This is a genomic window from Halorubrum sp. C191 (genome assembly GCF_002727095.1).
GTDB classification, from domain to species: domain Archaea; phylum Halobacteriota; class Halobacteria; order Halobacteriales; family Haloferacaceae; genus Halorubrum; species Halorubrum ezzemoulense.
In genome coordinates this window covers 1-13,852 of sequence record NZ_NHNZ01000175.1, presented here as the reverse complement: position 1 = coordinate 13,852, position 13,852 = coordinate 1, and the positions used below count along the sequence as shown (strand labels likewise).

Annotated in this window: 17 protein-coding genes; 12 read left to right on the top strand and 5 right to left on the bottom strand. The window is 66.9% G+C overall.

Translation table 11 applies throughout. From position 1 onward, the window contains the following. The first annotated feature begins 122 nt into the window (after positions 1-122). The 4 genes from Z052_RS16135 to Z052_RS16120 are packed head-to-tail and all read left to right on the top strand — an operon-like array spanning position 123 to position 1,292. Positions 123-422 (top strand): hypothetical protein, encoded by a 300-nt coding sequence (locus tag Z052_RS16135; RefSeq protein ID WP_094521482.1) that lies wholly within the window; start codon positions 123-125, stop codon positions 420-422. Continuing rightward, positions 416-697: a hypothetical protein gene (locus tag Z052_RS16130; protein WP_094521481.1), complete on the top strand. Its 282-nt coding sequence runs from the start codon at positions 416-418 to the stop codon at positions 695-697. Before Z052_RS16135 ends, Z052_RS16130 begins: the two co-directional genes overlap by 7 nt. Next, positions 694-1,092: a hypothetical protein gene (locus Z052_RS16125; protein ID WP_089308864.1), complete on the top strand. Its 399-nt coding sequence runs from the start codon at positions 694-696 to the stop codon at positions 1,090-1,092. Before Z052_RS16130 ends, Z052_RS16125 begins: the two co-directional genes overlap by 4 nt. Beyond that, entirely contained in the window at positions 1,089-1,292 is a 204-nt protein-coding gene (locus Z052_RS16120) for a helix-turn-helix transcriptional regulator (protein ID WP_094521480.1), read from the top strand. Before Z052_RS16125 ends, Z052_RS16120 begins: the two co-directional genes overlap by 4 nt. A 55-nt stretch (positions 1,293-1,347) precedes the next feature. Here the strand turns inward: Z052_RS16120 and Z052_RS16115 are convergent, their stop codons facing one another. Both Z052_RS16115 and Z052_RS16110 read right to left on the bottom strand, forming a co-directional pair. Beyond that, on the bottom strand, positions 1,348-2,616 hold the full coding sequence (locus Z052_RS16115) for a hypothetical protein (RefSeq protein ID WP_094521479.1): 1,269 nt from the start codon (positions 2,614-2,616) through the stop codon (positions 1,348-1,350). A 115-nt stretch (positions 2,617-2,731) separates the two neighbouring features. After that, positions 2,732-3,190, bottom strand: coding sequence for a hypothetical protein (locus Z052_RS16110; RefSeq protein WP_049931879.1), 459 nt, complete (start codon positions 3,188-3,190; stop codon positions 2,732-2,734). 56 nt (positions 3,191-3,246) lie between these two features. Here Z052_RS16110 and Z052_RS16105 point away from each other — a divergent pair, with 56 nt between their 5' ends. Both Z052_RS16105 and Z052_RS16100 read left to right on the top strand, forming a co-directional pair. Further along, entirely contained in the window at positions 3,247-4,314 is a 1,068-nt protein-coding gene (locus Z052_RS16105; protein ID WP_094521478.1) for an ABC transporter ATP-binding protein, read from the top strand. Then, entirely contained in the window at positions 4,311-5,174 is an 864-nt protein-coding gene (locus Z052_RS16100) for an ABC transporter permease (RefSeq protein WP_176450727.1), read from the top strand. The genes Z052_RS16105 and Z052_RS16100 overlap by 4 nt, the downstream gene beginning before the upstream one ends. Here the strand turns inward: Z052_RS16100 and Z052_RS20295 are convergent. The 3 genes from Z052_RS20295 to Z052_RS16090 all read right to left on the bottom strand — a co-directional run bounded on the left by Z052_RS20295 (position 5,168) and on the right by Z052_RS16090 (position 6,865). Then, a complete protein-coding gene (locus Z052_RS20295) occupies positions 5,168-5,344 on the bottom strand; it encodes a hypothetical protein (protein WP_155120039.1) in 177 nt (58 codons plus the stop codon). The two genes, Z052_RS16100 and Z052_RS20295, sit on opposite strands and share 7 nt — an antisense overlap. 75 nt (positions 5,345-5,419) lie before the next feature. Beyond that, positions 5,420-6,058 carry a bifunctional 4-hydroxy-2-oxoglutarate aldolase/2-dehydro-3-deoxy-phosphogluconate aldolase gene (locus tag Z052_RS16095; protein WP_094521477.1) on the bottom strand — a complete coding sequence of 213 codons (639 nt, stop codon included), beginning with the start codon at positions 6,056-6,058 and terminating at the stop codon, positions 5,420-5,422. A gap of 60 nt (positions 6,059-6,118) precedes the next feature. Further along, the gene (locus tag Z052_RS16090) at positions 6,119-6,865 is read right to left on the bottom strand and encodes an IclR family transcriptional regulator (protein ID WP_049931886.1); all 747 of its coding nucleotides are present in this window, start codon (positions 6,863-6,865) and stop codon (positions 6,119-6,121) included. Between the two features lie 324 nt (positions 6,866-7,189). Between Z052_RS16090 and Z052_RS16085 the strand changes: the two genes are divergently transcribed. The 6 genes from Z052_RS16085 to Z052_RS16060 are packed head-to-tail and all read left to right on the top strand — an operon-like array spanning position 7,190 to position 13,624. Next, positions 7,190-8,524, top strand: coding sequence for an extracellular solute-binding protein (locus Z052_RS16085; protein WP_049931888.1), 1,335 nt, complete (start codon positions 7,190-7,192; stop codon positions 8,522-8,524). A gap of 18 nt (positions 8,525-8,542) precedes the next feature. Then, a complete protein-coding gene (locus Z052_RS16080; RefSeq protein ID WP_049931889.1) occupies positions 8,543-9,613 on the top strand; it encodes a carbohydrate ABC transporter permease in 1,071 nt (356 codons plus the stop codon). Then, positions 9,613-10,449: a carbohydrate ABC transporter permease gene (locus tag Z052_RS16075; protein WP_049931890.1), complete on the top strand. Its 837-nt coding sequence runs from the start codon at positions 9,613-9,615 to the stop codon at positions 10,447-10,449. The genes Z052_RS16080 and Z052_RS16075 overlap by 1 nt, the downstream gene beginning before the upstream one ends. A gap of 3 nt (positions 10,450-10,452) precedes the next feature. Beyond that, entirely contained in the window at positions 10,453-11,574 is a 1,122-nt protein-coding gene (locus tag Z052_RS16070; RefSeq protein ID WP_086215462.1) for an ABC transporter ATP-binding protein, read from the top strand. Between the two features lie 6 nt (positions 11,575-11,580). Continuing rightward, entirely contained in the window at positions 11,581-12,729 is a 1,149-nt protein-coding gene (dgoD, locus tag Z052_RS16065; RefSeq protein WP_049931892.1) for a galactonate dehydratase, read from the top strand. A gap of 40 nt (positions 12,730-12,769) precedes the next feature. Continuing rightward, positions 12,770-13,624, top strand: coding sequence for an SDR family NAD(P)-dependent oxidoreductase (locus Z052_RS16060; protein WP_094494349.1), 855 nt, complete (start codon positions 12,770-12,772; stop codon positions 13,622-13,624). The last annotated feature ends 228 nt before the right edge of the window (positions 13,625-13,852 follow it).

Sequence of the window (13,852 nt, the reverse complement as noted above, 5' to 3'; positions counted from 1 at the left end):
TCTACATAAGAGCGAGAGCGCTTTACGACGCCGCCGATTTACCGGAAACCACCAATGAACGACGATCTCCGCTCTCGAACGCATCGACAGGGAACCACCGCCGTTGACGGGAGTGAGCGCTGATGGCCACCGCACTCCTCGCGAATATCGCCGTGTTCGTGGCTGTACTCGCGGCCGGATTCGCCATCGAACGGCGGCTCGGCGACCACGCGACGCTGGAGGCGCTGCCCTGGTACCTCCAGCTGCTCGTGGGCGGCGTCGCCATCACCCCTCTCGTCCACTTCGAAGACCGGCTCGCCGTCGGGCCGATCGACGGCCTCGTGGTCGCGTTCGCCGTCTCGGCCGCGTGCTGGATCGCGCTGCCGGCCCTCCTCTCACAGCTGGTCGATCACGACGGGACCGTGGCGTCACAGGGGTGCTGACCGTGGACGTCGGCGCACACTACCGCCCCACTGACGGCGATCACGACCCCGGCGTCTATCGCGTCGTCGGGGCCACCGACGGCGCGACGCTCCTCCGGGTCGGCGACGCCGACGGTCGTCGGGTCCACACGGGAGCGGTGTGCCGCGTCACGGCGTCCGCTCTCTGGACCGAGTTTGAGCCCGCCGCGGACCCCGACGCGGGGCTGTCGCTGACCGGGGCCCTCCGAGACGCCGCACAGGGCCTGTATTGGAGCGTCCGGAGGTTGCTGCCGTGAGCGGCTCGTCCAGACAGGCCCGGATCCGCCGGTACCGCCGGCTGATGGCCGGTAGCGTCCTCGCCGGGACCCTCGGGTTTATTTCCGCTGAGTCTGTCGGGTACCCCGTCGTGGGAGTCGCGCTGTACTGGGCGGGGTTCGCCGGCTTTCTGGCGGTCTGGCAGGGGACCTCAGTCCCCCTGTTCGACGAGCGCGACCGCGCGCTCGAACGCCGGGCGATAGCCCTCGCTGCGACCGTCTTCACCTTGGGGATGATCCTGCTCTGGCCGACGATGGTGGTCCTCTCGGAGATCGACGTGTACACGCCGCCGCCGGCGTTCGACGGGGCGCTACTGGCGATCGCGGTCCAGTCGGGACTGTTCGCGCTCACCTACGGCTGGTTACGATACAGATGAAAAACAGCGTCAGGGAGCGCCGAGAGGAACGCGGTCTCAGCCAGGCCGACCTCGCGGACGCCGTCGACGTGTCCCGCCAGACGATCAACGCGATCGAGCGCGAGCGGTACGACCCCTCGCTCGAACTGGCGTTCAAACTCGCCGCACACTTCGACTGCCGGGTCGAGACGCTCTTCGACCCGACCCTCAATACGAACTGAGGCGACGCACGGTCGAGGGGCGCGCTCGAAACCGAACCGCCGCCGAGGCCGGCGGCTACGCGGCCTCGGTGGAGACGTTTACCGCCTCGCCCTCAGCCGAAATACGGAGGCTCTCGACGGTCGTTGACTCACCGACGACGAGCCCCAGCGTCTCCTCGTCCACCCGCACGACCCGGTATGCGATGTCCGACGGTCGGCCGATCGGATCGGTGGCGGCCGCGAGCCCGTCGACGTGGGACTCCAGCGCCGTTTCGAGATCGGAGGCGTTCGCGGCGTCGTCCATCCGCACGATCCAGACGTAGTCGTCACCGCGCCGCAGGAGCGTGTCGTTGCCCCACCCCGCCGCGGCCTCGGCAGCGCTCGATTCTGCCACCCCCTCCGTCAGCGCGACCTGGAGGCGGAGCTCACCGACGGTCCCGCGGGATTGCCACTTCTCTCCGGCTCGGACTGACAGGGGAACCGGCGGCGCTTCGTCGGGTCGCAGCCCGTGAACGAGCTGCTCCGTCGTCTCCGGGGGCGTCTCGTACACGGCCGGCAGCTGTCGCGGCGACTCGGCGCGGGCCGCGACGTGGCGATAGCCGTAATAGTAGCCGGCCCTGGACAGCTTCCAGGCGTTCGGTCTGGCCCGCTCGTAGGCCGCCCGGCGCTCGGCCCTGAGATCGATCCCCTCCAGGTAGCGCTCGGCGTAGACATCGGCGACGTACTCTGCGGCCCCCTCGCGGACGGCGGCGAACATCCCCGGTGAGACGTTCGCCTGAACCTGTGTCAGTTCCTCGTCGGTCAAACAGAAATCGGTCTCGATCTGGACGACGTGTACGTACTCGTGGGCGAGCGTGGCCTCGACGTCAGCGACGGGGTCGTCCCCGCCGATCCCCACGTTCACTCTCGAGTAATTACCGTCGGTGAAATCCGGGGGAGCGACGTAGCCGTCGGGGCTGGTCAGCGTCACGTCTCGACTCTGGTTCTCGTTTAACCCGATTAGGTTGCCGAAGCGGTCCATGTTCCCGTCCAGATCGGTCTGCGAGAAGGTCTGCTCGCTGGCCGGAGCGACCCTGACAACAGGGGCGGGAACCTCCGCGGGCGACAGTCCGTGGAGGTCGAGCACGCGCAGCCAGACCACGGTGGCGTTCACCGGGAGCCTGTCTCCGTCACCTCGGACCTCGACCCGGGAGGCGTCGGGAGGCGCAGTGTTGGCTACCGACTCGGGAGTCTCGGCCCCCGTGGCCCCGCGGCAGACGTCGTCTGCCGGCGCCGACCCGAGTCCGAGCGACCCGCCGCATCCCGCGAGTACCACGCAGAGGGCGAGGAGGGCACCGTACCGCATCGTGAACGCCCTGAGTCTCGTCGATAATAAAATTCGGTCTGCTCAGGTGCCGTCTCGCGGGTCCGCCCGGCCGTCGCGGCGTATCTCAGTAGAGCCGGTGATCACGACCGGCCGGTCAGGTCTCCGCCCGCTCGCGCAGCGCCGACAGCGTCCCGGCCTCGCGGAGGTCGTCGACCGCGCAGTACCACGCGCCGCGCACGCCGTTCAGGTCGTTCTCGACCGGGCGCTCCAGCGGCACGAGGTCGTCGAACTCGAAGACGACGACCACGCGCTCCTCCGAAAACGGGTCGATGAGCGCCTTCCAGTCGGCCTCGTCCATCGGGCCGGGCTCACCGCGGGTCTGCTCGGTGCGGGCCGTGACGCGGGCGTAGTGCGTGACCGCCGACACCGGTTCGGTCCGGTAGAAGGCCATGTACGCGAAGTCGGCGCGGGTGCGGTCGTACGAGCGCGGCGCGGGGTAGAAGCCGGCGCGACAGCGCTCGAAGGTGTCCGGCTGGGTCGCGACGACGCAGACGCGGGCGTCGCCGGGCGCGTCGTCGTCGGGGGCGTCCGCCGCGAACTGGTCGAGGTCCATGTCCGCGTTGGGGCGCGAGCGCGGATATATCCCCGCTCGGCTCGTACCCCGGATCAATGGCACGGAGCGCGGCGAGCGCGAGCGATGGTCCCCGCAAGCGCGACGAGACCCGGAGCGCGGACGACGACGCGTCGACGGACGGGCTGACCGGCCCGCCCGCCCTCGCGGTCGAGGGGCTCACCAAGCGGTTCGGCGACGGCGACGACGCGGTGACGGCGGTCGACGACGTGAGTCTCGCGGTCGAGCGCGGCTCCGTCGTCGGGCTGCTCGGACCGAACGGCGCGGGTAAGACGACGCTGATCAAGTGCGCGCTGGGCATCGTCGTCCCCGACGCGGGGTCGGTCCGGGTGTTCGGCAACGACGTGGGCGACGGCCGCCGCGCAGCTTACGCCGACGTGGACGCGATGTTGGAGGGCGCGCGCAACGACTACTGGCGGCTCACGGTCCGGGAGAACCTCCGGTACTTCGCGACGATCAGCGGAGTCGACCCCGACTCCGTGGCGGCGCGTCACGACCGCCTGCTCGACCGGCTCGACCTGGCCGACAAGGCGGACACGCCCGTTCGGGACCTCTCGCGCGGCATGAAACAGAAGGTGTCGCTGGCGAGCGTGCTGGCGGGCGGCGCGGAGCTGGTCTTCCTCGACGAGCCGACGCTCGGGCTCGACGTAGAGAGCGCGCGGACGCTCCGGGCCGAGTTACGCCGGCTGGCGGTCGAGGAGGGGCTCACCATCGTCGTCAGCAGCCACGACATGACGACGATCGAGGCGGTGTGCGACCGCGTCGTCATGCTGTCGAACGGGCGGATCGTGGCGGACGACAGCGTGGAGGCGCTGCTCGGCGCGGCCGCGAGCGACGCGGTGCGCGTGGCCAGCCCGGACCTCGACGCCGAGGCGGTCGCGGGCCTCCGCGAGGCGTTCGAGGTCCTCGACGTCGACCGCGAGGCGCGCCCGCCCGCGGTGACGGTCGCGGCCGGCGGCGACCGGCTGTACGACCTGACCGACGCGCTGCGGGCGGCCGGCGTCACCGTCTCGGACATCCGCACGGTCCAGCCCGACCTCGAAGAGGTGTTCCTCGAACGCACGGGGAGCGACCTCGGTGCCCCGTCCGGGGGTGACCGGCGATGAGCGCGGACACGAGCCCGCCGGAGGATCCGGGCGGCGCGGCCGCGGCCGAACCCGGCGACGGAGTGCGGCCGGACGACGAGCCCCGGCCGGCCACCTACTACCACTTGGCGCGGGCGGTCCTCTATCGGGAGTTCCTGATCTTCGTGCGGTACCCGGCCAACGCGATCGGCGGGATCGTGGTGTCGCTGTTCTTCTTCGCCGCGCTGTTCCTCGGCGGGCAGCTGCTCGCCGGACAGGCGCTGGCGGACTCGATCGAGGGGATCGTTGTCGGCTACTTCCTGTGGACGCTGTCGGTGGGCGCGTACTCCTCGGTGTCGAACGACATCGGCAGCGAAGTGCAGTGGGGGACCCTCGAACGCCACATCACCACGCCGTTCGGCTTCGCGCCCGTCGCCCTGCTGAAGGGGGTCGCGAAGGTGGTGCGCACCTTCCTCACGAGCGCGGTGATCCTCGCCGTGATGCTCCTCGCGACCGGGACGCGGCTCAGCCTCGCGCCGGTGACGGTGGTCGCCGTCGCCGGGCTGTCGATCGTCTCGGTCCTCGGGCTCGGCTTCGCCGCGGGCGGCGTGACGGTGCTGTACAAGCGGATCGGCAACTGGCTCAACCTCCTCCAGTTCGGGTTCGTCGGGCTGATCTCGGCGCCCGTCTTCGATCTCCCGTGGACGCGCGTCCTCCCCTTGGCGCACGGCAGCGCGATGCTCCAGCGCGCGATGGTCGACGGGACCCGACTGTGGGAGTTCCCGCCCGCCGACCTGGCGCTGCTCGTCGCGGTCGCCGGGGGCTACCTCGCCGGAGGATACCTCATCTTCCAGCTGGCGACACGCCGAGCGCGGCGGCTCGGCGTGCTCGGCGACTACTGAGCGTCGTCGTCGGCCGCTGTCATCACGGCGTACGTCAGCGCCACGGGGATCGCCGCGCCGAGCGCGCCGGTCGGGACCAGCGAGGTCGGCGCCCCGACCAACAGCAACAGTCCGACCGCGACGCCCGCCGCCGCGACGCCGGCGAGGAACACCCGTCCGGACTTACGCATACCCGAACGACGTTCGCGGCGGCATATGTGCGTGTCGGGTCGGGACCTCCCCTCGTCGAGTCGGAGCCACCCGGTTCACTCCCGCGCGGCCGACACGGCCTCGACCACCGCCCGCGCGTTCGCGGCGATCCGGTCGTACGCCCCCGCCTCGATCGCGTCGTGATCGACGATGGCGCCGCCGACCCCGACCGCCGCCGCGCCAGCCTCGACGTACGCGCCGGCGTCGTCCGCCGTCACGCCGCCGGTCGGGACGAGCGGGACCTGCGAGAGGGGCCCGCCGAGCGCTGCGACGTGGGCGGGACCGCCGGTCTTCGCCGGGAACACCTTCACGAAGTCCGCGCCGGCCTCGAACGCCTCGATCGCCTCTGTCGGCGTGTACGCGCCGGCCGCGATCGGCGTCCCGTACCGGTTCGCGGTCCGGATCACCTCTCGGTTCACCGTCGGCGTCACGACGAACTCGGCGCCGGCGAGCTGCGCCGCGCGGGCGGTCTCCGCGTCGAGGACGGTGCCGACCCCGACCGCGGCGTCGTCGACGCGCTCGGCGACCGCCTCGATCGCGGCCGTCACGTCCGGCGTGTCCGCCGTCACCTCCAGGGCCGTCACGCCGCCGTCGGTGACGGCGTCGGCGACCGCCGGGGCCTCTTCGACGCCGACGCCGCGGAGGATGGCGATCACGCCGCTGTCCGTGATCCGGTCGAGTCGGTCGGTTCGCATGGCGAGTATCTTTCGGGGAGGGGTATTAAATTAAACCGTGTTGAGCGCGGTCGCGCCGCGTCACAACAGTTCGAGTTCAATAGTCTTCGCGGCGCTGGAGACGAGTCCGGCTGTGTCTTCCTCCAACCGCTTCCCCTGCATCTCGTCTGACGGGCCGGAGACGCTGACCGCGCCCACAGGGTCGCCGTCGACGACGACGGGGGAGGCGGCGCACTGCCAGTCCGGGTCGAGTTCGCCGCGGTCGAACGCGATGTTCCGGTCCCTGATAGACCGAAGTTCGGAGCGGAGCGTCGCCCGGTCGGTCACTGTCCGGTCGGTTTTCGGGTCGAGGCCGTGACGGCCGACGTACTCGTCGACCGCGTCCGCCGACCGGAACGCGAGGATCGCCTTGCCGGCCGCGGCGGCATGGAGCTTGACGCTCCCACCGATCGAGATCGGGTGGTCTCGGGCGCCGATTCGATGTAGATAGACGGCGTCCGCGTTCTCCGGAACCACGAGGTTCGCGACCGCGTTTGTGTTCCGCGCCAGTTTTCGTATCTCGCTTTGCGCCGCCTGATAGACGGGATTGCGTTCTCTCGTCCCGAACCCGATCCGCAGGAATCGATGGGTGAGCTCGTAGGTCCCGTTGGTGTTCTTCACGTAACCGAGCGTACGGAGCGTCGAGAGGTGGTTGTGAACCGCGCTTTTCGAGACGTCCATCGCGTCGGCTAACTCGGTGACTCCGGCGCCGTCACGGTCGTATAGTTCCTCGACGATCTGCATGGACGTCTCCGTCGCCTGAACAGTGATGGTGTCCGTATCTCCCATCGTTTCTGAGAGTGGTATGAGAGACAGCGGTATAATACTTGTTTAGTATAGGAGAACACAGTCACCGATAAGAGTATTATATTATGGTTGTAGTCTATAAATTAATTACATTATGCTCACACTATTGGGTTCGGACGGAACAAATTCGAAAAAACGCATATATATCGCCTCTGTTCACCTCGTGAAAACACAAATGAAGCGGTTCTGAGCCGTTTTTAGGACAAATGCCCAGTAATTTTATATAGCTGTAACGCAAGAGACTGATAGTCAGGTTCGATCATGACTAACAAACCAAACTACGCCCAATACGGGCGACGTAGACTCATGAAAGGCGCGGGACTCGCGGGGCTCGCGGGACTCGCAGGGTGTATCGGAACCGGCGACCCAGGAAGTGGGGGAGACGGCGGCGACGGGAGCGACGGCAGTGACGGGAGCGACGGCAGCGACGAGAGCGACGGCGGCAACGGCATGGCGTCGGAGATCAACGTGTGGGGGTGGGATGTTGCCGCGCGAGCGCTGATGATAACCTCCGAGGAGTACGAGTCCGAGAACGACGCGACGGTTGCCGTCGAGGAGTTCGGTCGGTCCGCGATGAAGGACCGACTCCAGACGAACCTGCTCTCGGGCTCCGGCGCGCCGGCGGTCTCCATGTTGGAGTCCGTCGACGGCCCGTCGTTCATCGACACGGGCTCCGTCGCGCCGCTCACCGACGAGATCGAGGAAGCGGGCGTTCAGGACGACTTCGTCTCCGGGAAGTGGGAGGCCCTCACCGTCGACGGCGACATCTACGCGCTCCCGTGGGACACCGGTCCCACGGCGGTGTATTACCGCCGGTCGGTGTACGACGAACACGATATCGACCCGGACAGCATCGAGACGTGGGAGGAGTTCATCGAGGAGGGCCAGAAGCTCCCGGATGACCAGTATATGCTCAACCTCCCTGAGGGGGACCTCTCCGGCGTCTGGCGGTATCAGTTCCGCCAGCTGTCCGGCGAGCCCTTCCTCGAGAGCGGCGAGGTGAACATCCACAACGAGAAGTCGCTCCGTGTGGCCCGCAATATAAAGGAGATCTATGACGCCGATATCGCGGCCAACATTGAAGGATGGACGTCCGCCTGGTTCAGCGCCTACGGCGACGCGACGATCGCCTCGCTCCCCTCGGCGGCGTGGATGGAAGGGACTCTGCGGGCCGAGCTTCCCGACACCGCGGGCGACTGGGGAGTGTTCAAGATCCCCGCGCTGGAGTCGGGCGGGCCGCGCGCGTCGAACTGGGGCGGCTCCAACCTTATGATCGCCGACCAGGTGTCCGACGAGGCCCATGCGCGTGGGTGGGACTACATGGAGTTCTCGCTGGCGACCAAGGAGATGCAGCTGGCGATGTATGACGAGTACGGTCTCTTCCCGGCGCTGGAGACCACCTACGACGACCCGGTTTTCGACAAGGAACTGGACTTCTACGACGGTCAGCCCGCACGAGCGCTCTTCGCTGAGGTCGCACAGGACGCGCCCGGATACCGGTTTACCGCGGACACGCCAGAGGTGTCACAGGCCATCGAGACCGAGTTGCAGCGGATGATCAACGGCGAGCAGTCGCCCGAAGAAGCCGTCCAGGCGGCCGCGGAGACTGTCGCCGAGAACACCGATCGGGACCTCGCGTAACTCGGAGGGACCGATCGAATGGCCACTTCTGACGAGACAAACGACCGCGTCGAGCAGACGTACCGCCGACGCGCCCGGGCGAGGATACAGAGCGTCGGGAGACGGCTCAGACGAGCGGCGCGACCGGGATGGGACAGAGTGCGGTTCGCCAGGCAGGATCTGACGGCGGCGATGCCGGCGCTGCCGCGCGTCGCGTACCTGTTCATCGCACCGTTCTTCGTACTGTTCGGGCTGTTTCTCGCCTTCCCGGTGTTTTACACGCTGTATCTGTCGTTCTTCGAGTATCAGGGCGTCGGCGAAGGATCGCTGTTCTGGATCGACCTCGGCCCGCTGTACGTCGAGATTCCACAGATCGCGCAGCTGAATTTCGTCGGGCTCGGGAACTACGCCCGCCTGCTCGGCAACGATCTGTTCTGGCAGTCGATGTTCAACACCTCGTACATCCTCGCGGTTCAGGTCCCGCTTATGATTGGGCTTGCACTTGCGCTCGCACTCGCGCTGAACGCCTCGTTCATGCGTCTCAAGGGAGTGTTCCGCACCGCGATCGCGCTGCCGGTCTCGGCGAACCTCGTCGCGTACTCGACGGTGTTCCTGCTGCTTTTCAACGAGCAGCTGGGATTCCTGAACTACGTCCTCTCCGGTGTCGGGCTCGGTCCGATACCGTGGTTGACCAGTGAGTTTTGGGCTCGGAACACGATCATCGCCGCGGTGACGTGGCGGTGGACGGGGTACAATATGATTATCCTCCTCGCTGGTCTCCAGACGATCCCACAGCAGCTGTACGAGGCGGCTGAGATCGACGGAGCGAACCGGTGGGAGAAGTTCCGCTACGTCACGCTCCCGCAGCTTAAACCGGTGCTGCTATTCGTCGTCGTGTTGTCGACGATTGGGACGTTCAAGCTGTTCGCCGAGCCGTACGTCATCACTGGCGGCGGCCCGACGAACGCGACAATCACGATCGTCCAGTACATCTACCGGCAGGCGTTCGTCAACTTCAACCTCGGCTATGCGAGTGCGCTTACGGTCGTGTTCGTGGTGGTCGTTAGCATCTTCTCAATCATCCAGATCAAGCTCGGGGGTGAGGACTGATGCGCGATCAACGCCGGAAGGACGCGGTCTGGCGGTTCCTCACCTACGCCTTCGTCATCACGATGGTTGTGGTGATGATGGTACCGCTGTACTGGATGCTGGTGGCGGCGACGCTCCCACAGGAGCAGTTCCTCCAGTTCCCGCCGCGGTTGATTCCCGGCACCGCATTCCTCGACAACTTCGCGGCACTACAGGAGCGGCTCGACTTCGTCCGTACGATCCGGAACAGCGTCTTCATCGCCGTCGTCTACACGCTGCTCTCGCTCGTGTTGTGTTCGATGGGTGGTTTCGCGTTCGCCAAGTACGAGTTCAAGTACAAGGAACCGATCTTCTATACGATCTTGGCGACGCTCGTGTTGCCGATCCAGCTGCTCGTCATCCCGCTGTTCCTGCTGATGGCACAGCTGGACTGGACAAACACCTTCCGGGCGATCATCCTCCCGTGGGCGGCCAACCCCATCGGAATCTTCCTCATGCGGCAGAACATGAAATCGATCCCGGACGCGCTGCTCGAATCCGCCCGGATGGACGGTGCGACGGAGTTCCAGATATTCTATCGGATCGCCTTACCGACAATGCGGTCGTCGCTGGCCGCGCTGGCGATCATCCTGTTCCTGTTCCAGTGGGACCTGTTCTTGTACCCGCTCGTGATCCTCGAGTCGGCAGACATGTACACCATCCCCATCGGACTGGCGCAGCTGACCGGGTTCCAGCGGATTTACTACGACCAGATCATGGTGGCGGCGACGCTTGCCATCGTTCCAATGGTCGTGTTGTTCTTAGTGCTACAGAAACAGTTCGTCAGTGGCATCCTCGCGGGGTCGCTCAAAGAGTAACCAATGTCAGGAATCAACATCACGGAATTAGACAAGGTGTACGACTCCGGAACCGAGAACGTGGTTGCCGTGGAGAGCCTCTCCGTCGATATCGACCACGGCGAGTTCCTCGTATTGGTCGGGCCGTCCGGCTGCGGGAAGTCGACGACGCTCCGCTGTCTCGCCGGTCTTGAGGACGCGACGGCGGGGACGATACGGTTCGACGGCGAGGATGTCACGGAGTACCGGGCCAGCGAACGGGACGTGGCCATGGTGTTCCAGAACTACGCGCTGTACCCGCACATGACCGTCCGGGGTAACATCGGCTTCGGGCTGAAGCTCTCGACGAAGCTGACCGGCGACGAGATCGAAGCGAAAGTTGAGGACGTCGCCGAAATGCTCGGGATACGCGAGTTGCTCGACGAGAAACCGAAGGCACTCTCCGGGGGGCAACAGCAGCGCGTGGCCCTTGGACGGGCGATCGTTCGAGAGCCGTCTGTGTTCCTGATGGACGAGCCGCTCAGCAACCTCGACGCCAAGCTCCGCTCAGAGATGCGGACCGAGCTACAGGAGCTACAGGCCGACCTTGACGTGACGACGGTGTACGTCACCCACGACCAGACGGAGGCGATGGCGATGGGCGATCGGATTGCCGTGATGGACGGCGGTGTACTCCAGCAGGTCGGGTCGCCGGAGGAGGTGTACCGCTCGCCTGTGAACCGGTTTGTCGCCGACTTCATCGGATCGCCGAGCATCAACCTCCTTACGGCCGACGTGGAAGACGGTACCCTTGCGGGTCCCGGGGGGTTCGCGTACGAGCTCGACGACTCGGAGCCGGTCGACGGACACGAACGGGTCAGTGTCGGTGTCAGGCCGGAGGACATCGAGGTCGTCGAATCGGGTCGGAACGCGGCCGACGTGACGGTCGTGGAGCCGATGGGGAACGAGAACTTCCTCTACATGGAGATTGGCGGCCACGAGCTCACCGCCCGCGTCAGCCCAACGGTCCGGCCGGCGGAGGGGTCACAGGTCGCGTTCGACTTCGACGAGGCGGCGCTGTACCTGTTCGACGTCGAGACCGGCGACGCGCTGAAAACCAAAACGGACTCCGTCGACAGCGCTGTCGTCGGAACGACACAGAACTAAGCGATCATGTACATCACCGACTACGAGCTGTTCGAAGTACCGCCTCGCTGGCTATTCTTGAAGCTCACAACGAGCGACGGTACCGTCGGCTGGGGAGAGCCGATCGTGGAAGGGCGCTCGCACACGGTCGTCGCGGCCGTTGAGGAGCTGCTCGACAACTACCTGCTCGGCGAGGACCCGACGCGGATCGAGGACCACTGGCAGGCGATGTATCGCGGGGGGTTCTACCGCGGGGGCCCCGTGCTGATGAGCGCCATCGCCGGCGTCGACCAGGCGCTGTGGGACCTCAAGGGGAAGCAGTTCGGCGCGCCAGTCCACGAGCTGCTCGGCGGCCGCGCGCGCAACCGTATCCGCGTCTACCAGTGGATCGGCGGGGACCGGCCGGCAGACGTCGGCGAGGCCGCCAGCGAGAAGGTCGACGCGGGGTTCTCGGCGCTGAAGATGAACGCGACCGCGGAGCTGCGGCCGATCGACACCCCGGCCACCGTGAACGACGCGGTCGACCGGATCGCGGCCGTCCGGGAGTCCGTCGGCGACGATGTCGACATTGGGGTCGACTTCCACGGACGCGTGTCGAAGCCGATGGTTCGGCGGCTCGCGGCCGCGTTGGAGCCCTACGACCCGATGTTCATCGAGGAGCCGGTGTTGCCCGAGCACAACGACTCGCTCTCGGGGATCCGGCAGTCGACGACGATCCCAATCGCGACCGGCGAGCGGATGTACTCGCGGTGGGACTTCAAGGAGGTGCTCGAGGCGGACGCCGTGGACCTGATCCAACCCGACGTCTCGCACGCGGGGGGGATCACCGAGATGAAGAAGATCGCGTCCATGGCCGAGGCGTACGACGTGTCGATTGCGCCGCACTGCCCCCTCGGGCCCATCGCGCTCGCGTCCTGCATTCAGGTCGACGCCTGCACGCCGAATGCGCTGATCCAGGAGCAGTCGCTCGACATCCACTACAACGAGACGAGCGACGTGCTGGACTACCTCGCCGACCCGGCGGTGTTCGAGTACCGCGACGGCTTCGTCGACATCCCCGGCGGCGACGGGCTCGGGATCGAGATCGACGAGGAGCACGTCCGGGAACAGCACGGCAACGTTGACTGGCACAACCCCGTCTGGCGGCACGACGACGGCTCCGTGGCGGAGTGGTGATCCGGATGCTGACACAAACGCGGCGACGCGGGAGAGAGCGATGACCCGCCGACACGAATCACCGACCGACCACGCGGTGCCCCGACGCTTCGCCGGGAAGACCGCTATCGTCACGGGGTCGACGCGCGGCATCGGTGCCGGAATCGCGGAGCGGCTGGCCGCCGAGGGCGCGAACGTCGTCGTCAGCGGCCGCACCGTCGAGGCCGGTGAGGCCGTCGTCGACCGGATCGCGGACCTGTCCCCGGATGAGTCGGCCGACCGCGCGCCCGCCGGCGACGTGACGTTCGTCCGCGCCGACATGCGCGACCCGGACGACGTGGCGGCGCTCGCCGAGGCGGCCGTCGAAGAGTACGGCTCGCTCGACGTGCTCGTAAACAACGCCGGCGTCCAGACCGAGACCGCGGCTGACGAGGCGACGCTCGACGACTGGGCGTTCGTCGTCGAGACGGACTTCCGGGCGTACTGGCTCGCGGCGCGGGAGGCGCTCGACCACATGGACCGGGGGGCGATCGTGAACGTCTCGTCAAACCACGCGTACGCGACGATGCCCGCGCACTTCCCATACAACGCGGTGAAGGCGGGGATCAACGGCATGACGCGGTCGCTCGCCGTCGACTTCGGCCCCCGGGTCCGGGTGAACACGGTCGTGCCGGGTTGGGTCGAGATTGAGCGGACGCGCGACGAGCTCCCCGAGGGGCGGTTCGAGGAGGTCGAGTCGATCCACCCGACCGGCCGGATCGGCACGCCGGCCGACGTCGCCGGGGCCGTTTCCTTCCTCGCGAGCGAGGACGCCGCCTTCGTCACGGGCGCCGCCCTCCTCGTCGACGGCGGCCGCGGCGCGGTGATGCAGGACGACACCCTCCCGGACTACCGGGCGCGAGAGCGCTCGGAGTAGCCGGTCGAGGAAGATTCCGAATTGGTGGCTGTTGAACTGCTCCGACGATCACACACTGTGAATCGTCGTGATCAATACGGGGACGGCAACGGGTGAGGGCGGGAGTGCGTATCGCAGGTCGTGAGTGCGGTCGTTTATAACTGATCGAGTGGTGTTGCTGGTAGCTGTTTATAGGCGCTCGACGACGCGGTGAACACCTCTAAAGCCCCCATTCGTTGTAGTTTAACG